Consider the following 21938-nt stretch of genomic DNA (forward strand, 5'->3'; position numbering starts at 1 on the left):
GCCCGCACGGGCACGATCAGACGTTCGACAAGATCACCGAGACCCTAGCCGAACGCCCCGCCACACCGCTCGGAATACCTCCCGCCCGCACCGCACCAACCGCACCGCACCACACCGCACCACACCGCACCACCCGGATGCCTCCGGCACTCAGTGCCGCTCGCGCAGTTCCTCCCACACCTTCCGTACCTGCGGGGCGAGTTCGGCCAGCGTGCCACCGTTGTCGATCACCAGATCGGCCACCGCCAGCCGCTCCTCCCGGGTCGCCTGGGCCGCCATCCGGGCCCGGGCCTCCTCGGCGCCCATCCCGCGCAGCCGCACCAGCCGGTCCAGCCGCACCTCGTCCCCGGCGTCCACCACGACCACCAGGTCGTACAGCGGCGCCAGCCCGTTCTCCGCCAGCAGCGGGACGTCGTGCACCACCACGTCCTCCTCCCCGGCCGCCGACTCCAGCTCCGCCGACCGCGCGCGCACCAGCGGGTGCACGATCGCGTTCAACGCGGCCAGCCGCTCCGGGTCCGCGAACACCAGCGCCCCCAGCGCCGGCCGGTCCAGCGAGCCGTCCGCCCGCAGCACGCCCTCGCCGAACTCCGCCACCACCGCCCGCAGCCCGTCGGTCCCGGGCTCCACCACCTCACGGGCGATCAGGTCCGAGTCGACGATCACCGCCCCGAGCGCGGCCAGCTGCCGGGACACCTCGCTCTTGCCCGCCCCGATACCACCGGTCAGTCCGATCCTCAGCATGCGCGCCAGGCTACCGCCTCCCGGCGTACGCTCGTCCGCCCGGGTGAGGCGCCATGCCCTCGCCGCCGCACCGGCGTTGAGCAGGAAGCTCCGTACGAACCAAGCCCCACCGAGCAAGGAACCCTCATGAAGCTCACCCGCACCCGGCTCGTCCTGCTGCTCGCCACCACCGTCGGCGGCCTGCTGCTCACCGCCGGCCCAGCCGCCGCCTGCGACGCACTCGGCGGCCTCTCCGCCCTGAACGGCGACTTCGGCAACTCCTGCGTGCTGCGCTGACCCCGCCTCAGGCGACCGGGGCCGGCACCTTCTCCTCAGCCACCGGCGGCGCCTGGGCCGGCAGCACCACCTGCGGCAGCGGCGGCAGCGCGACGTGCTCGGTCAGCCCGAACCGCCGGTGCAGCCGCCGCAACGGCGCCGGCGCCCACCAGTTGAACTCGCCGAACAGCGTCATCGCGGCCGGCACCAGCAGGCACCGCACCAGCGTGGCGTCCACCGCCACGGCCACCGCGAGCGCGATCCCCATCTCCTTGACCATCAGCATCTGCCCGGCCGCGAAGCCCGCGAAGACGATCACCATCAGCAGGGCCGCCGAGGTGATGATCTTCCCACTGCGCTGGAGTCCGAGCTCCACCGCGCGCGAGCAGCTGTGGCCCTGGTCCCGGAGCTCCTTGATCCGGGCCAGCAGGAAGACCTCGTAGTCCATCGAGAGTCCGAAGGCGAAGGCGAAGACCAGCACGGGTATGAAGGTCTCCAGCCCGCCCGTCGGCGTGAAGCCGAGCAGGCCGCTGAAGTAGCCGTGCTGGAAGACCAGGGTCAGCGCACCGAGCGAGGCCCCCAGCGAGAGGACGTTCATCAGCAGGGCCTTGACCGGCACCACCACCGAACCGGTCATCAGGAACAGCAGGACCAGGGTGCCGAGTGCCACCAGGCCGAGCGCCCAGGGGCCCCGGGAGGCGATCTCGTGCTGGAAGTCCACCACCGAGGCCGCATCACCGGTCACGTGGGTGGTCAACCCATCCCGCTGCTCGCGGAGTTCACCGACCACCCGCTTGGCCTCGGCGCCCTGCGGATCGCCGTGCACCAGCACCTCCACGGTGCTGACCCCCGGCGAGACGGCCGTCACCGCCCGCACCCCGGCCACGTCCGGGAGCTTGGAGACCACCTGATCGGCGTAGTGCTGGGCAGCCGCCCGGTCCGCCTCGACCACCACCGTGACCGGCGCGGGCGCCAGCGCCGGGAAGCGCTGCTCGATCGTCTCGGCCACCTGACGGCCGGCCGAGGAGGAGGGCAGCACGGCGGCCCCGGAGCTGCGCCAGTCCGAGCCGAGGAAGGGGGCGCCGGCCGCCATCAGCAGCGCGACGCAGATCAGCACCACCGGCACCGCCCGGCGCTGCACCCGCCGCACCGTCCGGGTGAAGAAGCCCTCGTCCGGCACCGGTCCGGTGGGGGTCTTGACCCTGTGCCCGACGAAGCCGAGCAGCGCGGGTATCAGGGTGAGCGCCGCCGCGACGGCGATCACCACCACGCTCACCCCGGCCACCGCGACGGCCCGGAAGACCGGGCTGGTGAAGACGAAGAGGCCGGAGAGCGCCACGGCCACGGTCAGGCCGGAGAACATGACGGTCCGTCCGGCGGTGGCCGCCGTCCGCTCCACGGCGGCGGCGATCGCCGCCCCGTGGCCGCGCTCCTCACGGAAGCGGTTGACCATCAGGAGGGCGTAGTCGATGGAGAGTCCGAGGCCGAGCACGGTGGCGATCGGCAGCACGCTGGTGTCGATGTCCATCAGCCGGCTGAACCCGAACATGGCCAGCAGCGCCCCGCCCACCGAGGCGACCGCCCCGATCACCGGCAGGCTGGCAGCGGCGAAGCCGCCGAAGACCAGCACCATCACCAGCAGCGTCAACGGCAGCGTGACGATCTCACCGAAACGGGTGTCCGCCTGGGTCTGCGCGACCACCTCGGCCTGGGTCACCAGGTCCCCGCCGACGGTGACCTTCGCACCCGGTGCGTCGATCCCCTTCAGCGCCGAGGCGACCGCCTTGAACTGCGCGTCGGTGGACCCGTCGGACATCCGGACGGAGACCAAGGAGGCAGTCCCGTCAGTGGAGTTGAGCCCCCCGTCGGCCGCGTAGGTGTCGGCCACCGCGATCACTCCCGGCAGCTTGGCGACGGCCGAGGTCACGTCCGTGACCGCCGACTTCACCGCCGGATCGCTCACCCGGGCCCCGTCCACCACGGCGGTGACGGTCCCCCGGGAGGGATCGGCCGCCGCCAGCACGGCCGCGCCCGCCGCCGACTCCGAACCCTTGGCGTCGGTGGCCGAGACGGTGCCCTCGAAGACCTTCCCGCCGATCAGCACACCGAGCGCGAGGACCACCACCCAGAGACCGACCACCCAGCGCCGCCGCTGGAAGCAGAACCGGCCGAGGGCCGCGAGCCGTCCGCCGACCTGCTGGTCGACGGGCTGCCGGGAGGGGGGTGCCGCAGTGAGGGTGGTGCGCATGGTGCGTAGACCTTTCGGGCGGTTCCCCACCAAGCTAGGTGTAAACCACCCGATTCCCTATACCGCGGAACGGAGTTCCATCTCACACGAACGAACCCCCCGCCCCGGGAACCGGGACAGGGGGTTCGTCGACTACCGACCCTCAGTCAGCGACTGAGGCCCAGTCAGTTCAGCTCTGGCCGCCGGCCAGCTTCTCGCGGAGCGCAGCGAGCGCCTCGTCCGAAGCGAGGGCGCCGGAGCCCTCGTCGCTGGCCGAGGTGTAGGAGCCACCGGCGGCGGCGGCGACGGCGTCGCCACCCTCGGCAGCGGCCTCGGCGTCGGCCTCACGGCTCTTGATGACCTGGGCCTGGTGGGCCTCGAAGCGGGTCTGCGCCTCGGCGTACTGGCGCTCCCACTCCTCACGCTGCTTCTCGAAGCCCTCGAGCCAGTCGTTGGCCTCGGGGTCGAAGCCCTCGGGGTAGATGTAGTTGCCCGCGTCGTCGTACGAGGCAGCCATACCGTAGAGGGTCGGGTCGAACTCGGCCGCGGCGGCGTCGCCACCGAGGGCCTCGTTGGCCTGCTTCAGCGAGAGGCTGATGCGACGACGCTCGAGGTCGATGTCGATGACCTTGACGAAGATCTCGTCGCCGACCTGGACGACCTGCTCCGGGATCTCCACGTGGCGCTCGGCCAGCTCGGAGATGTGGACCAGACCCTCGATGCCCTCGTCCACGCGGACGAACGCACCGAACGGAACCAGCTTGGTGACCTTACCCGGGACGACCTGACCGATCTGGTGGGTCCGGGCGAACTGCTGCCACGGGTCCTCCTGGGTCGCCTTCAGCGACAGGGAGACGCGCTCGCGGTCCATGTCGACGTCGAGGACCTCGACGGTGACCTCCTGGCCGACCTCGACGACCTCGGACGGGTGGTCGATGTGCTTCCAGGACAGCTCGGAGACGTGGACGAGACCGTCGACGCCACCCAGGTCCACGAAGGCACCGAAGTTGACGATCGAGGAGACGACGCCGGAGCGCACCTGACCCTTCTGGAGGGTGGTGAGGAAGGTCTGGCGGACCTCGCTCTGGGTCTGCTCCAGCCAGGCACGGCGGGACAGGACCACGTTGTTGCGGTTCTTGTCCAGCTCGATGATCTTGGCCTCGAGCTCCTTGCCCACGTAGGGCTGGAGGTCGCGGACGCGGCGCATCTCGACCAGCGAGGCCGGGAGGAAGCCACGGAGGCCGATGTCGAGGATGAGACCACCCTTGACGACCTCGATGACGGTACCGGTGACGATCCCGTCCTCTTCCTTGATCTTCTCGATCGTGCCCCAGGCACGCTCGTACTGAGCGCGCTTCTTGGACAGGATCAGACGACCCTCCTTGTCCTCCTTCTGGAGAACCAGGGCCTCGATCTCGTCGCCGACCTTGACGACCTCGTGCGGGTCAACGTCGTGCTTGATCGAGAGCTCGCGGGAGGGGATGACACCCTCGGTCTTGTAACCGATGTCGAGGAGCACCTCGTCACGGTCGACCTTCACGATGATGCCCTCGACGATGTCGCCATCGTTGAAGTACTTGATGGTCTCGTCAATGGCGGCGAGGAAGGCCTCGGCATCGCCGATGTCGTTGACCGCAACCTGCGGGGTGGTGCTGACAGAGGTGTCGGTGGGGCTCGTCATTAGGAAAAGGGCTCCGGTACGGACATGAAGTCGTAGGTAATGCCACGCGGAGGGCCCGTATCGCTCCCACCGAAAGCCGGACAGCCAAGACGACGGCTCACCAGGATCTGGTGTCCGTCTTGCGACCGTGGGGTCTTCGACAGATGCGAGCGCGACCTGCTCCGTCCGAGGCGCGCAGGCCCGCAGCGCAACTTGTAGCATACGGGGACAGCCATGCACGGTCAACGTCGAAGACGACGAGACGGTGGAGGCCGGGATGGATCAGGCCATATCCTCCGATTGCGCACCTAGCCGGTGGCAGCCGCAGGGGCCTCTCCCCGGATGCCACGGCCGCGAATCGGCCCCGTGATCAGGACCGGTCGTGACAGCAGCGCTTCCGCACCCCATACCCTACGCGACGGGCTCCACGACCTTGGCCACCACCCCCTCCTCCCCCGACCCGGACGACCTCGCCCCGCTCGACCTCCCCGAGGAGGACGAGGACGAGGCACTGCGGCGGGACGCCGAGGCCGACGAGTCCAGCCGCGCCAGCCGCCACTGGTGGGACCGGAACGCGGACGAGTACCAGGACGAACACGGCGAGTTCCTCGGCGACGACCGCTTCACCTGGTGCCCCGAGGGCCTGGACGAGGCGCAGGCGCAGCTGCTCGGCGACCCGGCCGGGCTGAAGGGGCTGCGGGTGCTGGAGCTCGGTGCCGGCGCGGCCCAGTGCTCGCGCTGGCTGGCCGCCCAGGGGGCGGTGCCGGTGGCGCTGGACATCTCCTACCGGCAGCTCCAGCACTCCCGCCGGATCGACCTCGGCCGGGGCGTCGAGCCGCTGTCGGTGGTGCAGGCGGACGCGGCGGTGCTGCCGTTCGCGGACGGCTCCTTCGACCTGGCCTGCTCGGCCTACGGGGCGGTGCCGTTCAGCGCGGACACCGCCGCACTGATGCGCGAGGTGCACCGGGTGCTGCGGCCGGGGGCCCGCTGGGTGTTCTCGGTGACCCACCCGATCCGCTGGGCCTTCCCCGACGAGCCGGGGGTGGAGGGGCTGACGGCCGGCTCCTCGTACTTCGACCGCACACCGTACGTGGAGCAGGACGCCGAGGGGCGGGCCACCTACGTGGAGCACCACCGGACGCTGGGCGACCGGGTGCGGGAGCTGACCGGGGCGGGCTTCCGGCTGCTGGACCTGGTCGAGCCGGAGTGGCCGGAGGGGCTGGAGCAGGAGTGGGGCGGGTGGAGCCCGCTGCGCGGCCGGCTGATCCCGGGCACCGCGATCTTCGTCACCGAGCGGGGCTGACGGGTGCGCTCCGCCGGGCTCGAACTGCCCGTCCGCACCGCCGTGCCCGCACTCCAGCGAGCCCTGGCGGAGGAGGGCGTGGCGGTGTTCGCCGCGCCGCCCGGGACGGGCAAGACCACCCTGGTGCCGCTGGCGCTGGCCGGGCTGGCCGAAGGCCTGCCCGGACCGGCGCGGCGGGTGCTGGTGGCCGAGCCCCGGCGGCTGGCGGTGCGGGCGGCGGCCCGGCGGATGGCCTGGCTGCTGGGGCAGCAGGTCGGCGAGTCGGTCGGCCTGACGGTGCGTGGGGAGCGGCGGGCCGGGCCCGCCACCGTGGTCGAGGTGGTCACCACCGGCGTGCTGCTGCAACGGCTGCAGCGGGACCAGGAGTTGACCGGGGTCGACGTGGTGGTGCTGGACGAGTGCCACGAGCGGCACCTGGACGCGGACACCGCGCTGGCCTTCCTGCTGGACGTCCGGGGCACGCTCCGGCCGGAGCTCGGGATCGTCTGCGCCTCGGCCACCTCGGACACCGAGGCCTGGGCCGAACTGCTCGGCGGCGCACCGGTGGTGGAGGCGCACGGCGTCTCGTACCCGGTCGAGGGGGTCTGGGCGCCGCCGCCGCGCGGGGTGAAGCCGCCGCAGGGGACGCGGGTCGACCCGCTGCTGCTGGAGCACGTCGCGGGGACGGTGCGGCGGGCCCTCGCCGAGCGGGGCGGGGACGTGCTCTGCTTCCTGCCGGGGGTGGGTGAGATCGCCAGGGTCGCCGGGCAGTTGGGCGCCCCGGGGGTGGAGGTGCTCCAGCTGCACGGGCAGGCTCCGGCGGCGGTGCAGGACGCGGCGCTGGCGGTCGGGACGGGTGCGGGGCGACGGGTGATCCTGGCGACCTCGGTGGCGGAGTCCTCGCTGACCGTGCCGGGCGTGCGGGTGGTGGTCGACTCCGGGCTGGCCCGGGAGCCGCGCACCGACCACGCGCGCGGGCTGTCCGGGCTGGTGACGGTGCGGGCCTCGCTGGCGGCGGCCCGGCAGCGCGCCGGGCGGGCCGGGCGGGAGGCGCCCGGGGTGGTCTACCGGTGCTGGGCGGAGGCGGAGGACGCGCTCGCGCCGCGCTTCCCGACGCCGGAGATCGCCCAGGCGGAGCTCACCTCGTTCGCGCTCCAGGCGGCCTGCTGGGGCGATCCGACGGCCGCCGGACTGGCACTGCCGGACCGGCCGCCGGCCGGGGCGATGCTGGCGGCGCGTCAGGTGCTGGCCGGGCTGGGCGCGGTGGACGAGGACGGGCGGGCCACCGCGCGCGGGCAGCGGATCGTCCGCAGCGGGCTGCACCCGCGACTGGCCCGGGCCCTGCTGGACGGTGCCGAGCTGGTGGGTGCCCGGCGGGCGGCGGAGGTGGTGGCACTGCTCTCCGAGGAGCCGCCGCGGGCCTTCGGCGACGACCTCGCGGAGGTCTGGCGGCGGGTGCGGGCCGGGTCGTCGGACGACCCGTACGCGCGGCGGTGGAAGGACGAGGTGCGGCGGCTCGGGCGGCTGGTGGAGGGCGGCGGCGGCCCGTCGTCGGTGACGGAGCGTCAGGTGCCGGGCCTGGTGGCGGCCTTGGCGTACCCGGAGCGGATCGCCCGGGCCCGGGCGGTGGACGGGCCGTACCTGATGGCCTCCGGGACGGCGGCGGAGCTCGGGGCGGGCTCGCGGCTGGCCGGGGAGGAGTGGCTGGCGGTGGCGAGTGCGGACCGGCCCGCCGGGGCGCACTCGGCCCGGGTACGGCTCGGGGCGGCGCTGGACGAGGAGACCGCGCGGCGGGCCGGGGCGGCGCTGCTCTCCTCCCGGGCGGAGGTCGCCTGGTCCGCACGGCAGGGCGAGGTGACGGCCCGGCGGGTGTCGGCGCTGGGGGCGGTGGAGCTGGAGACCACGCCGCTGACGAAGCCCGACCCGGAGCTGGTACGGGCCGCACTGCTCGACGGGCTGGCCCGGGAGGGGGTCGGGGCGCTGCTCCGGTGGACCCCGGAGGCGGTCGGACTGCGGGCTCGACTGGCATTCCTGGAGCGGGAGTTGGGCGAGCCGTGGCCTGAGGTGGGCGACGCGGCGCTGGCCGGGGGCGGGTGGCTGGAGCCGGATCTGTCCCGGGCCCGGCGGAGGGCGGACCTGGAGCGGATCGACCTGGTGGCGGCGTTGCAGCGCCTGCTGCCCTGGGCCTCCGGCCAGGCCGGGCGGCTGGAGGAGCTCGCGCCGGAGCGGATCACCGTGCCGAGCGGGTCCCGGATCCGAGTGGACTACGCGGGCGACCGGCCGGTGCTCGCGGTCAAGCTCCAGGAGCTGTTCGGCTGGCAGGCGGCGCCCCGGCTGGCCGGGGGGCGCGTACCGCTGACGGTCCATCTGCTCTCCCCCGCCGGCCGCCCGGCCGCCGTGACCGGCGACCTGGCCACCTTCTGGCGCGAGGGCTACAAGGCCGTCCGGGCCGACCTGCGCGGCCGCTACCCCCGCCACCCGTGGCCGGAGGACCCGAGCACGGCGGAGCCGACCAAGCGCACCAATCCGCGCAAGGGCTGAATGCGGCGCTGTGGCAGAGCCGTCGGCCGAGGCCCTCGGCCGCTGAGCGGACCTCAAGCCGGCCTTAAGCCCGCCGTAGCGGGAGGTCAAGCCGATCGGTGCTCAACTCGGGTGTGCGCCACCGCAGATGGCAAAGCTTTCGCCTAGCGTCCGGCTATCCATTGACGGCCCGCATTGGTCTGGACCATCTTGTGGAGGCCGCGCGGCTGCCATCCCCCACTCACCCCGAGGAGTACCCGCCCATGAGGCGCGTCGCCTTGCCCCTGGCAGCCGCCACGGCCGCTGCCCTGACCGTCCCGTTCTCCGCCGTCGGAGCGCACGCCGAGGCCGGCGTGACCGGCGTGACCGCCGCCTACGCGGTCACCTCCACCTGGCAGACCGGCTTCGAGGCGAGCTACACCGTCACCAACCGCACCAACGCGCCCGTCTCCACCTGGGCGCTCTCCTTCGACCTGCCCGCGACCGAGACCGTGACCGGCGCCTGGAACGGCACGCTCACCTCGGTCGCCGTCACCGGCGGGCGCCGCTACACCGTCACTCCCCCGGCCTGGGCCGGACCGCTGGCCCCCGGTGCCACCGCCGCCGTGGTCGGCTTCGGGGTGAACAACGGCAGCGCGGCCCAGACCCCGCCCGCCAACTGCACCGTCAACGACCGGCCCTGTGCGGGCTCCCCCGCCGACACCGCCGCGCCCACCGTGCCCGGCGGTCTGAAGGTCTCCGGCACCGGCCCGGGCAGCGTCGCGCTCTCCTGGAACGCGAGCACCGACGACCAGGGCGTGGCCGGCTACCACCTGCGCGAGGGCGGTGCGGTGGTGGCCACCGCGACCGGCACCACCGCCACCGTGACCGGTCTGCTCGCGGGCAGCACCCACACCTTCTCGGTCTCCGCCTTCGACGCGGCCGGGAACGAGTCGGCCGCCTCGGCCACCGTGTCGGCCGTCGCCGGCAGCGGCACCGCGCCCGGGGCCTCGGCCCCGTACGTGGACCTCGGGGCGTACCCGACGCCGAGCCTGACGGCGCTGTCGGCGGCGAGCGGGCTGAAGCAGTTCTCGCTGGCCTTCCTGATCAACGGGAGCCAGCCCTGCACGGCCAGTTGGTTCGGCGCCTTCGACCCGGCCAGTGGCTGGTACAAGCCGGAGATCGACGCCTTCCGGGCCGCGGGCGGCACCGTCCGGCCGTCCTTCGGCGGGGCGAACGGGACCGAACTCGCCCAGTCCTGCACCACGGTGGCCGCACTGGCCGCGCAGTACCAGAAGGTGGTGGACGTCTACGGCCTCGACCGGATCGACTTCGACATCGAGGGCACCGCGGTCACCGAGAAGGCCTCGGTGGACCGCCGCTCGGCGGCCGTCGCGCAGGTGCAGGCGGCGCAGCGGGCCAAGGGCCGTGACCTGAAGGTCAGTCTGACCCTGCCGGTGCTGCCGAGCGGGCTGACGGCGGACGGGGTCTACGTGCTGCAGTCGGCGAAGAACGCCGGCCTGGCGGTGGACGTGGTCAACGCGATGGCGATGGACTTCGGCGACTGGGCCGCGCCGAGCCCGGCCGGGAGGATGGGCGCCTACGTGATCCAGTCCGGGCAGTCGACCCAGGCCCAGGTCCGGCAGGTCTGGCCGGAGCTGACGGCGGCTCAGGCCTGGGCGAAGACCGGGCTGACGCCGATGCTGGGGCAGAACGACACGCCCTCGGAGGTGTTCGGGATCGCCGACGCCCAGCAGGTGGTGGCGTTCGCCCAGCAGAACCACCTCGGGGAGCTGGCGTTCTGGGAGATGACCCGGGACGCCAACGCGTGCACCGGGTCGCTGCCGAAGTGCACCAACGTGCCGCAGACGCCGTACCAGTTCTCGAAGCTGTTCGCGGCGTTCACCGGGTAGCGCACAGGGGCGCGGGGACCGGGCGATCGGCAGTGCGGCTCGCCGCCACCTGCCGGATCGCGCGGTCCCCGCGCCCCGGGCGTCAGTGCGCCGCTTCCTCCCAGTTGGCGCCGATGCCGACCGAGACGTCGAGCGGGGCGCGCAGCGGGTAGGCGCCGGCCATCTGCGCGCGGACCAGAGCCTCGACCTGCTCCCGCTCCCCGGGGGCGAGTTCGAGCACGATCTCGTCGTGCACCTGGAGCAGCATCCGGGTGGACAGCTTCGCCTCGGTCAGCGCCCGGTCCACGTTCAGCATGGCGATCTTGACGATGTCGGCGGCGGTGCCCTGGATCGGGGCGTTGAGCGCCATCCGCTCGGCCATCTCGCGGCGCTGCCGGTTGTCACTGGTGAGGTCCGGCAGGTAGCGGCGGCGGCCGAGCAGGGTCTCGGTGTAGCCGACAGCGCGGGCCTCCTCGACCACACGGTGCAGGTAGTCGCGGACGCCGCCGAAGCGCTCGAAGTAGGTGTCCATCAGGCCCTGGGCCTCGTTCGGCTTGATGCCGAGCTGCTGGGACAGGCCGTAGGCGGAGAGGCCGTAGGCCAGGCCGTAGGACATCGCCTTGATCTTGCGCCGCATCTCGGCGTCGACCGCCTCGGGGGCGACCTCGAAGACCTGGGAGGCGACCGTGGTGTGCAGGTCCTCGCCGGACTCGAAGGCCTCGATCAGCGCGGCGTCCTCGGAGAGGTGGGCCATGATGCGCAGCTCGATCTGCGAGTAGTCGGCGGTGAGCAGCGCCTCGTAGCCCTCGCCGACCACGAAGGCGCGGCGGATCTGCCGGCCCTCCTCGGTGCGGACCGGGATGTTCTGCAGGTTCGGGTCCTGGGAGGAGAGCCGGCCGGTGGCGGCCACCATCTGGTTGAAGGTGGTGTGGATCCGACCCTGCGGGGAGACGGTCTTCAGCAGGCCCTCGACGGTGGTGCGCAGCTTGGCCTGGTCGCGGTGGCGGAGCAGGATGACCGGCAGCTCGTTGGTGGTCTGGGTGGCCAGCCAGGCGAGCGCGTCGGCGTCGGTGGTGTAGCCGGTCTTGATCTTCTTGGTCTTGGGCAGGGCCAGCTCGCCGAACAGGATCTCCTGGAGCTGCTTGGGCGAGCCGAGGTTGAACTCGTGGCCGGCCGCCGCGTGCGCCTCCCCGACCACCCGCTGGATCTCGGCGGCGAACTGCGACTCGATGGTGGTCAGCCACGCGCGGTCGGCGGCGATGCCGGTGCGCTCCATCCGGGCCAGCAACTCGGCGATCGGCAGCTCCATCTCGTGCAGCAGCTCCGCCGCGCCGACCTCGGCGAGCCGGGTGTCGAAGTACCCGGCGAGGTCGAGCACCGCACGGGCCTGGGCCATCAGGGCCTGGGCGCCGGCGGTGGGGTCGTGCTCGGGGGTGTCGAAGGAGAGCTGGCCGCTCTCGGCCACCTCGGCGGGGGCCAGCGAGCGGGCCAGGTACTCCTCGGCCAGCACGTCGAGGGTGAAGGTGCGGCGGCCCGGCTTGTCCAGGTAGGCGGCCAGCGCGGTGTCGGCGACCACGCCCTCGATCCGCCAACTGCGCTCGGCGAAGGCCCGCATGACCTGCTTGGCGATGTGCAGGGCCTTGGGCCGGTCCGGGTCGGCCAGCCAGCCGGCCAGCGCCCGCTCGTCGGCCTCGGCCAGCCCGGTGGGGTCGAACCAGGCGGCCGTCTCGCCGGTGGCCAGCGCGATCTGCTCGACCTCGCCGGAGCCCAGCGCCCAGGTGTAGAGGGCGGCGAGGCCGACGGTGCCCCCGGTGTGCTCGGCCAGCCAGGCGGCCAGCGCACCCTCCTCGGTGAGCAGGGTGCCCTCGACCGCGATGCCGGGGGCGGGGGCCGCCTCGGCCTCGTCGGCCGGGGCCGGGTCGAGCGCGTAGACCCGGTCGCGGAAGTTGGGGTTGCGGAACTCCAGCGACTCCAGCAGCTGGCCGACCGCCTCGCGGTCGAACGGCTGCCGCTCCAAGTCGCCGACCGCCAGCGGGAGTTCGACGGTGCGGACCAGCTCGGTGAGCACCCGGTTGCGCTTCACCGAGTCGAGGTGCTCGCGGAGCTTCTCGCCGATCTTGCCCTTGACCTCGTCGGCGTGCGCGACCAGCTCGTCGAAGGAGCCATAGAGGTTGACCCACTTGGCGGCGGTCTTCTCGCCGACGCCGGGGATGCCGGGCAGGTTGTCCGACGGGTCACCGCGCAGCGCGGCCAGGTCGGGGTACTGGGCGGGCGTCACGCCGTACTTCTCGGCGACCTTCTCCGGGGTGTAGCGGGTCAACTCGGAGACGCCCTTGGTCGGGTAGAGCACGGTGACGTGCTCGGTGACCAGCTGGAGCGAGTCCCGGTCGCCGGTGACGATCAGCACGTCGTAGCCGGCCGCCTCGGCGGCGGTGGCCAGGGTGGCGATGATGTCGTCGGCCTCGAAGCCCTCGACCGACATCCGGGAGACGTGCATCGCGTCGAGCAGCTCGTGGATCAGGCCGATCTGGCTCTTGAACTCGTCCGGGGTCTTGGCCCGGTTCGCCTTGTAGTCGGGGAACTCCTCGGACCGGAAGGTCTTCCGGGAGAGGTCGAAGGCGACCGCGAGGTGGGTGGGCTGCTCGTCCCGCACCGTGTTGGCGAGCATCGAGGCGAAGCCGTAGATCGCGTTGGTGGTCTGGCCGGTGACGGTGGAGAAGTTCTCGGCGGGCAGCGCGAACCAGGCCCGGTAGGCCATCGAATGCCCGTCCAGCAGCATCAACCGGGGACGGCCCCCGGAGCCTGCCGCTGCCTTGTCCGTACTCTGCGTAGCCACGTCCACGTCCGTTCCTGCCGATTGCTCTGCCACTGACCGATCCTAGGGCCCGCCGGGGACAACCCCGTGTCGCCGCGAGCGGGCGGTCGTACGATCACCGGAGCACCCCCGGCGGTGCACGGAGCGATCCGCAGCGACCCTCGAACGGCAGGAGCACCATGACCGACGCGGCCCCGATCCTGAACGTCCCGCAGGACGTGCTCGACCACTTCGCCAAGCTCGGCGTCGACCCCTCCACCTTTACCGGCGGCCACCTCGGCGACCGGCTGGGCATCAAGGTGGTCGAGGCCAGCGCGGACCGGGTGGTCGGCACCATGCCGGTGGAGGGGAACCAGCAGCCGTACGGACTGCTGCACGGCGGGGCCTCGGCCGCGCTGGCCGAGACGCTCGGGTCGATCGGCGCGATGCTGCACGCCGGCCCCGGGCGGTACGCGGTCGGGGTGGACCTGAACGCGACCCACCACCGGTCCGCCACTTCGGGTTTGGTGACCGGGGTGGCCACCGCCGTGTTCAAGGGGAGGACCGCCGCGACCTACGAGATCGCCATCACGGACGACACCGGCAAGCGGATCACCAGCTGCCGGCTCACCTGCATGCTGCGCGACCTCTGAGCCCACCGGCGCCTCCGCACGCCCTGGCCGCGTGCCCCCCGCGCCCCCTTGTTTGGCCTCCGCCCGCACCGGGCAGGAGGGTGCCGAACGAGGGGGCGTCGGCATGTCCGGGGACGGGCTCGGTCCGGTGGAGGCCGGGGACGGCACGGTACGGACCGAGGGCGGTCCGACCGGTCGACTGATGCGTGCGCAGCGGGAGTTGGGGCTCCGGCGGCGGTACGCACTGCTCGGCCTGGCGGTCGCCGTCACCGCCCTGCTGGTGTTCCACGCCCTCGAACGCGACCCGCCCGCGCGGGCCGCGCCGGCACCCGTGCCGTACCCGGCCCAGCTGGCCCGGCTGACGGTGCCGGGCGGGGGGACGGCCGACGGCCGGCACCTCTCGCTGTCCGCCGACTTCCGGGTGGAGGGAGCCGAGCCGGTGGAGCTGCTGGCGGTCACCCAGCCCTATCCGGGGATCAGCCTGTCGGTCCGGGGCGGACTTCCGCTCACAATGGCCGGCGACCGGACCGTCCGCCTGCGGCTGGAGTACGACCTGACGGACTGTTCGACCGTACCCGTCGGAGTGGGGCTGCCCTATATCGATGTAACGCTGCGTAACACCCGCGCAATCCAGACGGTGAGTCAGATCCCCGGGACCGTGTACGCCGAATCACTGGCGCATTGGCTCGGTTCGGCCTGCCCGAGTTCCGATATCCGGACGGCTCCGGCCGAAACCACCTCTCCGGACGGACGCGTCCGATAGTCGGACGGATTGCCGACCACCTGCATTTCTGGCGGCAATTCAGGTCCACGGACGGGTCAAGCTCCTGTCAACGGCCCGGTAAGCACGGGCGAACGACCACTATGTGAGATTAATCGGCCGTGTCCTCATAACAAGAGAATCACAGCCTGCCCGCACCCCTGCCCGAGCCGGGAAATGCGCTCTAGAGTCACGGCCAGTCACCGCGCCACACAATCGGGCCTGGCCCCAGCGCGCGACGAGCACCCCGTCCACTTCCGGCCCGGTGCTTTTCCTCAGAAAGGGAACCCTCGTGCGTAATCGTTCACTGCTTGTCGTGAGCATCGCGGTCGCCGGAGCGCTCACGGTCTCCGCCTGCGGCTCGCGCGGTGAGAAGAAGACCACCGAGGACGGCGCCGCCGGCGGCAGCGTCAAGGTCGTCATCGGTGTCGACGCACCCCTGACCGGCAAGCTCTCCGCCCTCGGCCTCGGCATCAAGAACTCGGCCGACCTCGCGGTGAAGAAGGCCAACAAGGACAAGACCGTCCCGGGCGTGACCTTCGAGCTGGAGGCGCTGGACGACCAGGCCAACCCGTCCTCGGGCCAGCAGAACGCCACCAAGCTGGTGGGCAACACCGCCGTGCTCGGTGTCGTCGGCCCGCTCAACTCCGGTGTCTCGCTGACCATGCAGAGCGTCTTCAACGACGCCAAGCTGGCCCAGGTCTCCCCCGCGAACACCAACCCGCAGCTGAGCCTCGGCGCCGACTGGGGCAAGCAGGACTTCAAGCGCCTGTACGCCTCGTACTTCCGCACCGCCACCACCGACGTGGTGCAGGGCAAGTTCGCCGCCCAGTACCTCTACAACGACGCCAAGAAGACCAAGGTCTTCGTGATCGACGACAAGAAGACCTACGGCGCCGGCCTCGCGAACATCTTCCTGGAGGAGTTCAAGAAGCTGGGCGGCCAGGTCGTCGGCACCGAGCACATCAACCCCGACGACAAGGACTTCGCCGCGGTCGCGACGAAGGTCAAGTCCTCCGGTGCGGACTCGGTCTACTACGGCGGCGAGTACCCCGAGGGCGGCCCGCTCAGCGGCCAGATCAAGAAGGCCGGCGCGACCGTCCCGGTGTTCGGCGGCGACGGCATCTACGACGACGAGTTCATCAAGCTGGCCAACGGCCAGGCCGAGGGCGACCTCGCCACCTCGGTCGGCGCGCCGGTCGAGCAGCTGGACTCCGCCAAGGCCTTCATCGAGGGCTACAAGGCGGCCGGCTACCCGGAGCCGTACGCGGCCTACGGCGGCTACTCCTACGACGCCGCCTGGTCGATCGTCGAGGCCGTCAAGGCCGTGGTGGCGGCGAACGGCGGCAAGCTGCCGACCGACGCCCGCCCCAAGGTGATCGAGGCGCTCGGCAAGGTCTCCTTCGAGGGTGCGACCGGCAAGGTCTCCTTCGACCAGTACGGCGACACCACCAACAAGCAGCTCACCGTCTACCAGGTCAAGGACGGCAAGTGGGCGGCCGTCAAGAGCGGCACCTACTCCGGCTGATCCGGCCGGCCGGCGCCTGACGCCGGATCACATCCAGCAGCACCCGGGCGGGGGCGCCAACAGCACCCCCGCCCGTCCCATACCCCACACCACGGAGGCTGCGGTGCACGAACTGCCGCAAAACCTGGCCAACGGCCTGATGCTCGGGCTGATGTACGGCCTGATCGCCGTCGGCTACACGATGGTCTACGGCATCGTCCAGCTGATCAACTTCGCCCACGGCGAGATCTTCATGGTCGGCGGCTTCGGCGCGCTGACCGCCTACCTTCTCCTGCCGTCCGGCACTTCGCTCTGGCTGGCCCTGCCCCTGATGATCGTCGGCGGCGTGATCGTCTCCGTCCTGGTCGCGACCGGCGCCGAGCGCCTGGCGTACCGGCCGCTGCGCACCGCTCCACGGCTCGCCCCGCTGATCACCGCGATCGGCCTGTCGATCACGCTCCAGCAGCTGGTCTGGCAGTTCTACCCCGACGCCAAGAAGGCGCGCACCTTCCCGCACTTCCAGGGCGACGCGATCGACCTGGGCGCCTTCACGCTCCAGCGCAACGACCTGTTCCTGCTGGTCGCCGCGCCGCTCTGCATGATCATCCTGGGTGCCTTCGTCCGGATGACCCGCACCGGCCGCGCCATGCAGGCGACCTCGCAGGACCCGGACACCGCCAAGCTGATGGGCATCAACACCGACCGGATCATCGTGGTCGCGTTCGCCATCGGTGCCGCGTTCGCCGCCATCGCGGCCGTCGCGCACGGACTCCGGTACGGCCAGGTCGAGTTCACCATGGGCTTCATCGCCGGTCTGAAGGCCTTCACCGCCGCCGTGCTCGGCGGCATCGGCAACATCTACGGCGCCATGCTCGGCGGTCTGGTGCTCGGCGTGGCCGAGTCCCTCGCCACCGCCTACATCCAGCACGTCCCCGGCCTCGACCAGCTCGGCGGCGCCAGCTGGGCCAACGTCTGGGCGTTCGTACTCCTCATCGTCGTGCTCCTGGTGAGACCACAAGGTCTGCTGGGCGAGCGCGTCGCAGACCGGGCGTGAGGCCGCTATGACCACCACCTTCCTCCCCGCTTCCGCCGCCCGCGCCGTCACGGCCGCCGGCGCCGTGCTCACCGCCGCCTCCTCGCTGCTGGCCTGGACCTGGACCGACGAGTTCCCCGGCGACCTCACGTACGACTTCTCACCGGCCGGCCTGCAGTGGGTCGCCCTCGGCTCCGGCCTGGTCACCCTGCTCTACGTCCTCGCCTCCTACGACGTGCGCGGCCTGCGCTGGCTCGCCCCGGCCGGCAGCTCCCGGCCGCTGCTGCTGCTCGGCCTCGGCGCCCTGCTCAGCTCCTGGCTCTCGATCGCGATGATCGCCTACCAGCTCGGCGGCCTGGCCAACCTGGAGCCCGGCGGCTGGGTGCTCGGCGTCGGCTCGCTGGCCACCGCGATCGGTGCCTACCAGCTGCCGGACGACCGGCGCACCGCCGGCCCGGCGCCCAAGCTGAGCTCCTGGGCCGAGATCCTGATCATCATCGCGGTCTTCGCGGTCGGCCTGCTGCTCTTCGCCTTCGGCATCGGCGCCGAGAAGGAGCTGTTCTCCAGCTACCTGTTCGCCGTGGTGCCCAGCGCGATCGCGCTCTCCCAGTCCGGACTGGTGCGCCGCTTCAGCGACCTGACGGCCCGTCACCGTGCGGTGGCCACCGGCGGTGCCTTCGCCGCCGCCGCGGCCTTCCCGTTCACCCAGTCCAGCGAGCTCTACATCCTGGTCGGGGTCAACATCCTGGTCTTCGCCACCGTGGCGCTCGGCCTGAACGTCGTGGTCGGCCTGACCGGTCTGCTCGACCTCGGCTACGTGGCCTTCCTCGGCGTCGGCGCCTACGCCGCCGCCCTGGTCTCCGGCTCGCAGTTCTCGGTCTTCCGGGACTGGCAGGTGCCGTTCCCGCTGGCCGTGCTGATCGGCGCGGTCGCCGCCCTGGTCTTCGGCGTCGTCATCGGTGCCCCGACCCTGCGGCTGCGCGGTGACTACCTGGCCATCGTCACCCTGGGCTTCGGCGAGATCTTCCGGATCGCCATGAACAACATGGACGGCACCTCCGGCCCGAGCATCACCAACGGCCCGAACGGCATCGGCGCGATCCCCCAGGTCAACATCCTGGGCTTCGACTTCGGCCAGACCCACAGCCTGTTCGGCCTGAGCGTCGGCAAGTTCTCCAACTACATGCTGCTGATGCTGGTCGTCACCGCCATCGTGGTGCTGGTCTTCAGCCGGGTCTCCGACTCCCGGATCGGCCGCGCCTGGGTCGCCATCCGCGAGGACGAGACCGCGGCCGAGGCGATGGGCATCAACGGCTTCCGGGTCAAGCTGATCGCGTTCGCGCTCGGCGCCACCCTGGCCGGCATGGCCGGCGCCGTCCAGGCCCACGTGCAGAGCGCCGTCACCCCCGAGGTCTACGTCTTCGCCGGGGCCGTCCCGCCGAACTCGGCCTTCCTGCTCGCCGCCGTCATCCTCGGCGGCATGGGCACCATCAGCGGCCCGCTGCTCGGCGCCAGCCTGCTCTACCTGATCCCGGCCAAGCTGGAGTTCCTGAAGGACTTCCAGCTGCTCGCCTTCGGCGTCGCGCTGATCGTGCTGATGCGGGTGCGCCCGGCCGGCCTGGTGGCCGGCCGCCGCCAGCAGCTGGAGTTCGAGACCCCCGGCATCCCCGTCCAGGCCGCGCCCGGCGACACCGTCCTCACCAAGGCAGGGGCGTGACCACCCAGATGAGCACCACCACGACCACGACCGAGACGGTGCTGGACGCCCGTGGCGTCACCATGAGGTTCGGCGGCCTGACCGCCGTCAACAACGTGAACCTCACGGTCAACGCCGGAGAGATCGTCGGTCTGATCGGCCCCAACGGCGCCGGCAAGACCACCTTCTTCAACTGCCTGACCGGGCTGTACGTCCCGACCGAGGGCACCGTCAGCTACAAGGGCACCGTGCTGCCGCCCAAGCCGCACCTGGTCACCCAGGCCGGCATCGCCCGCACCTTCCAGAACATCCGGCTGTTCGCCAACATGACGGTGCTGGAGAACGTGCTGGTCGGTCGGCACAGCCGGACCAAGGAGGGCCTGTTCTCGGCCATCCTGCGCGGCCCCGGGTACCACCGGGCCGAGGCGGCCAGCCGCCAACGGGCCATGGAGCTCCTGGAGTTCACCGGTCTGGCGGCCAAGGCCGACCACCTGGCCCGCAACCTGCCCTACGGCGAGCAGCGCAAGCTGGAGATCGCCCGTGCGCTGGCCAGCGACCCGGGCCTGCTGCTGCTGGACGAGCCGACCGCCGGCATGAACCCCCAGGAGACCAACGCCGCCGAGGAGTTGGTGTTCGCCATCCGCGACCTGGGCATCGCGATCCTGGTGATCGAGCACGACATGAAGTTCATCTTCAACCTCTGCGACCGGACGGCCGTCCTGGTGCAGGGTCAGAAGATCGTCGAAGGCGACAAGGAGACCGTCCAGGGCGACGAGCGGGTCATCACGGCCTACCTCGGCGCACCGCTGGAGACGGCCACCGGCACCGACAGCACCACCAGCACCGACTCGCAGGCGGGAGACGCCGCATGACCGCGCTGCTCGAGGTCAAGGACCTCCGCGTCGCCTACGGCAAGATCGAGGCCGTCAAGGGCATCAGCTTCACCGCGAACCAGGGCGAGGTCACCACCCTGATCGGCACCAACGGCGCCGGCAAGACCACCACCCTGCGCACCCTCTCCGGTCTGCTCAAGCCGACCGGCGGCACCGTGGTCTTCGACGGGAAGCCGCTGTCCGCCGTCCCGGCGCACAAGATCGTCGCGCTCGGGCTGGCCCACTCCCCCGAGGGCCGGCACATCTTCCCGCGGATGACCATCGAGGAGAACCTGCTGCTCGGTGCGTTCCTCCGCAAGGACTCGGCCGGCATCGCCGAGGACGTGGAGCGCGCCTACACGCTCTTCCCGATCCTCGGCGAGCGCCGCAAGCAGGCGGCGGGCACCCTCTCCGGCGGCGAGCAGCAGATGCTCGCCATGGGGCGGGCCCTGATGTCCCGTCCGAAGCTGCTGATGCTGGACGAGCCCTCGATGGGCCTGTCCCCGCTGATGATGCAGAAGATCATGGCCACCATCGTGGAGCTCAAGGCGGCCGGCACCACCATCCTGCTGGTCGAGCAGAACGCGCAGGCCGCGCTCTCGCTCTCCGACCAGGGCTACGTGATGGAGATCGGCAAGATCGTGCTCACCGGCACCGGCCGCGACCTGCTCGGCAACGACTCGGTCCGCAAGGCCTACCTCGGCGAGGACTGACCCCTCGTCAGCACCGCCACCGGCCCTCCCGCGCTCCCGGGCGCGGGAGGGCCTCGGCGTACCGTGCCTGCCGTGCCTGCCGTGCCCGCCGTGCTGTTGGTGCCGCGCGTGCCGCGCCCAATCGTGATCTTCGAAGGCTGGTACCGGCCGGGCCGCACCGACTTGACTGTCCCCGTGGACCATCCGTCACCGCTCCGCCTCGCGACCCGGGCTACCGGCTGCTGGGGCGCAGCCGCGCTCCTGCTGCTCACCGTCACCCTGGCACTCACCCTGGCCGCCCCGGCCGCCCGGCCGTACCCGTGGCCGCTGGCCACCGCGCTGCCCGGCCTGCTCTGCGCGGCCGGCTGGCTCCGGGCCGGGCTGCGCGCCCCATCGGCGCTGCCGACCCCCGAGGACGTCACTCCCCCGGACACCGGGGCCGAACCGGAAGCCGCCACCGACGCACCGCCGCCGCCGGCGGTGCTGCCCCGCCCGGCCCGGCCGGCCGCGTACACCCTCGGCCTGCTGTACGGCCTCGGCCTGCAGGCCCTGATCCACCTCCAACTCCCCACCGATCCCCAGCTGTTGGTCCCGCTGCTGCCGGTCGTCTGCTTCGGCCTGCTCGCCGCCCTCGGGCTGTCCGTCGTGGTCGCCGCGCGTCGGCACGACTGGGTACGCGGGGCGGGGGTCCGGGTGCTCCGGGCCGACGCGCGGGCCGGCCGTCCGCTGCCGGCCGTCCGGGTCACCGTGGGCCGACCGGTGCGGACCGAGCACCAGAGCCCCGGCCGCCGGCCGGGAACGGTCTCCTCTTACGTCGTCGCCGATCTGCCGGTGCGGGGCGGCAAGCGCAGCTGCCGGCTCCGGATCCCGTACACGCCGGACGGTTTCGCCGCCGCCTCGGCACTGACCGGGCGGACGGTCTGGGCGCTCTGCGCGGAGCGCTGGCGGCGCACCGACACTCCCGCCGTGGTGCTGGTCGCGGACGACGGCCTGGTGCTCTGGGCGCAGCTCACCGAGATGGAGCCGCCCGAGGTCTTCGGCCGCCGGACGGCCGCTCCGGTCCGGTTGCGCGCCACCCGCCGACTCGCCGTCAGCACCGCCGCCCGCGAGGTGCACCGACCGGCCCTGGTCCTCGCGGCGCTGGCCACCGCCCTCGGTGCGGTCGGGCTGCTCGCCTCCGGCGGGCCGTTCGCCCAGTCGGCAGCGCTCGGGGCGGCAGTCGCCGCGATCACCGGCCCGCTGCTGGCCCGGCGCCGCGCGGCGGCTCGGCTGGCCGGTCTGCCTTGGACGCGACGCACCGTCAGGAACTTCTGAGCGGTGGGGGGGGGGGGGCCCCCCCCGGGGCCCCCCCCCCCCCCCCCCCCCCCGGGCGGGCGCCCCCCCCCCCGCCGGC

Annotated in this window: 16 protein-coding genes; 12 read left to right on the plus strand and 4 right to left on the minus strand. The window is 72.3% G+C overall.

The features are described from left to right. Positions 1–150: 150 nt before the first annotated feature. Positions 151–744 carry a dephospho-CoA kinase gene (gene coaE, locus ACIRBX_RS19625; protein ID WP_402298264.1) on the minus strand — a complete coding sequence of 198 codons (594 nt, stop codon included), beginning with the start codon at positions 742–744 and terminating at the stop codon, positions 151–153. A gap of 126 nt (positions 745–870) precedes the next feature. On the opposite strand from coaE, the gene ACIRBX_RS19630 reads away from it, so the two are divergent. Then, a complete protein-coding gene (locus ACIRBX_RS19630; protein ID WP_402298266.1) occupies positions 871–1020 on the plus strand; it encodes a hypothetical protein in 150 nt (49 codons plus the stop codon). Positions 1021–1027: 7 nt separating this feature from the next. Here ACIRBX_RS19630 and ACIRBX_RS19635 read toward each other — a convergent pair whose 3' ends face one another. Together ACIRBX_RS19635 and rpsA are read right to left on the minus strand one after the other, a co-directional pair. Next, the gene (locus ACIRBX_RS19635; RefSeq protein ID WP_402298268.1) at positions 1028–3247 is read right to left on the minus strand and encodes an MMPL family transporter; all 2220 of its coding nucleotides are present in this window, start codon (positions 3245–3247) and stop codon (positions 1028–1030) included. Positions 3248–3416: 169 nt separating this feature from the next. Next, positions 3417–4907, minus strand: coding sequence for a 30S ribosomal protein S1 (rpsA, locus tag ACIRBX_RS19640; protein ID WP_345284251.1), 1491 nt, complete (start codon positions 4905–4907; stop codon positions 3417–3419). Between the two features lie 412 nt (positions 4908–5319). Here rpsA and ACIRBX_RS19645 point away from each other — a divergent pair, with 412 nt between their 5' ends. The 3 genes from ACIRBX_RS19645 to ACIRBX_RS19655 all read left to right on the plus strand — a co-directional run bounded on the left by ACIRBX_RS19645 (position 5320) and on the right by ACIRBX_RS19655 (position 10580). Then, on the plus strand, positions 5320–6189 hold the full coding sequence (locus tag ACIRBX_RS19645) for a class I SAM-dependent methyltransferase (protein ID WP_402298270.1): 870 nt from the start codon (positions 5320–5322) through the stop codon (positions 6187–6189). 3 nt (positions 6190–6192) lie between these two features. Continuing rightward, the gene (gene hrpB / locus ACIRBX_RS19650; RefSeq protein WP_402298272.1) at positions 6193–8709 is read left to right on the plus strand and encodes an ATP-dependent helicase HrpB; all 2517 of its coding nucleotides are present in this window, start codon (positions 6193–6195) and stop codon (positions 8707–8709) included. 242 nt (positions 8710–8951) lie between these two features. Beyond that, positions 8952–10580 carry a cellulose binding domain-containing protein gene (locus ACIRBX_RS19655; protein ID WP_402298274.1) on the plus strand — a complete coding sequence of 543 codons (1629 nt, stop codon included), beginning with the start codon at positions 8952–8954 and terminating at the stop codon, positions 10578–10580. A gap of 82 nt (positions 10581–10662) precedes the next feature. Here the strand turns inward: ACIRBX_RS19655 and polA are convergent, their stop codons facing one another. Beyond that, on the minus strand, positions 10663–13338 hold the full coding sequence (gene polA, locus ACIRBX_RS19660; RefSeq protein WP_402298429.1) for a DNA polymerase I: 2676 nt from the start codon (positions 13336–13338) through the stop codon (positions 10663–10665). Positions 13339–13553: 215 nt separating this feature from the next. On the opposite strand from polA, the gene ACIRBX_RS19665 reads away from it, so the two are divergent. From ACIRBX_RS19665 to ACIRBX_RS19700, 8 genes are all read left to right on the plus strand, one after another. Then, positions 13554–14006 carry a PaaI family thioesterase gene (locus ACIRBX_RS19665; RefSeq protein ID WP_402298276.1) on the plus strand — a complete coding sequence of 151 codons (453 nt, stop codon included), beginning with the start codon at positions 13554–13556 and terminating at the stop codon, positions 14004–14006. A gap of 103 nt (positions 14007–14109) precedes the next feature. Then, a complete protein-coding gene (locus ACIRBX_RS19670; protein WP_402298278.1) occupies positions 14110–14748 on the plus strand; it encodes a hypothetical protein in 639 nt (212 codons plus the stop codon). 289 nt (positions 14749–15037) lie between these two features. Then, positions 15038–16273 (plus strand): ABC transporter substrate-binding protein, encoded by a 1236-nt coding sequence (locus ACIRBX_RS19675; protein WP_402298280.1) that lies wholly within the window; start codon positions 15038–15040, stop codon positions 16271–16273. A gap of 103 nt (positions 16274–16376) precedes the next feature. Further along, complete coding sequence (locus ACIRBX_RS19680; protein ID WP_402298282.1) at positions 16377–17306, plus strand: branched-chain amino acid ABC transporter permease; 930 nt, start codon at positions 16377–16379, stop codon at positions 17304–17306. A 7-nt stretch (positions 17307–17313) separates the two neighbouring features. Then, a complete protein-coding gene (locus ACIRBX_RS19685) occupies positions 17314–19002 on the plus strand; it encodes a branched-chain amino acid ABC transporter permease (RefSeq protein WP_402298284.1) in 1689 nt (562 codons plus the stop codon). 8 nt (positions 19003–19010) lie between these two features. Further along, positions 19011–19853, plus strand: a complete 843-nt coding sequence (locus tag ACIRBX_RS19690; protein ID WP_402298286.1) for an ABC transporter ATP-binding protein — start codon at positions 19011–19013, stop codon at positions 19851–19853. Then, positions 19850–20566 carry an ABC transporter ATP-binding protein gene (locus ACIRBX_RS19695; RefSeq protein ID WP_402298287.1) on the plus strand — a complete coding sequence of 239 codons (717 nt, stop codon included), beginning with the start codon at positions 19850–19852 and terminating at the stop codon, positions 20564–20566. Before ACIRBX_RS19690 ends, ACIRBX_RS19695 begins: the two co-directional genes overlap by 4 nt. A 72-nt stretch (positions 20567–20638) precedes the next feature. Further along, on the plus strand, positions 20639–21859 hold the full coding sequence (locus ACIRBX_RS19700) for a hypothetical protein (protein ID WP_402298289.1): 1221 nt from the start codon (positions 20639–20641) through the stop codon (positions 21857–21859). Positions 21860–21938 lie beyond the last annotated feature (79 nt).

The organism is Kitasatospora sp. NPDC096147 (genome assembly GCF_044763225.1).
In the GTDB taxonomy this organism is placed as follows: Bacteria; Actinomycetota; Actinomycetes; order Streptomycetales; family Streptomycetaceae; genus Kitasatospora.

Bases quoted from the DNA above. Each gene is read 5' to 3' on its own strand.
- polA (WP_402298429.1), bottom strand. From the start codon at position 13,338: ATGCTGCTGGACGGGCATTCGATGGCCTACCGGGCCTGGTTCGCGCTG.
- ACIRBX_RS19635 (WP_402298268.1), bottom strand. From the start codon at position 3,247: ATGCGCACCACCCTCACTGCGGCACCCCCCTCCCGGCAGCCCGTCGAC.
- ACIRBX_RS19655 (WP_402298274.1), top strand. From the start codon at position 8,952: ATGAGGCGCGTCGCCTTGCCCCTGGCAGCCGCCACGGCCGCTGCCCTG.
- ACIRBX_RS19685 (WP_402298284.1), top strand. From the start codon at position 17,314: ATGACCACCACCTTCCTCCCCGCTTCCGCCGCCCGCGCCGTCACGGCC.
- ACIRBX_RS19695 (WP_402298287.1), top strand. From the start codon at position 19,850: ATGACCGCGCTGCTCGAGGTCAAGGACCTCCGCGTCGCCTACGGCAAG.
- ACIRBX_RS19670 (WP_402298278.1), top strand. From the start codon at position 14,110: ATGTCCGGGGACGGGCTCGGTCCGGTGGAGGCCGGGGACGGCACGGTA.
- ACIRBX_RS19630 (WP_402298266.1), top strand. From the start codon at position 871: ATGAAGCTCACCCGCACCCGGCTCGTCCTGCTGCTCGCCACCACCGTC.
- rpsA (WP_345284251.1), bottom strand. From the start codon at position 4,907: ATGACGAGCCCCACCGACACCTCTGTCAGCACCACCCCGCAGGTTGCG.
- coaE (WP_402298264.1), bottom strand. From the start codon at position 744: ATGCTGAGGATCGGACTGACCGGTGGTATCGGGGCGGGCAAGAGCGAG.
- ACIRBX_RS19690 (WP_402298286.1), top strand. From the start codon at position 19,011: ATGAGCACCACCACGACCACGACCGAGACGGTGCTGGACGCCCGTGGC.
- ACIRBX_RS19665 (WP_402298276.1), top strand. From the start codon at position 13,554: ATGACCGACGCGGCCCCGATCCTGAACGTCCCGCAGGACGTGCTCGAC.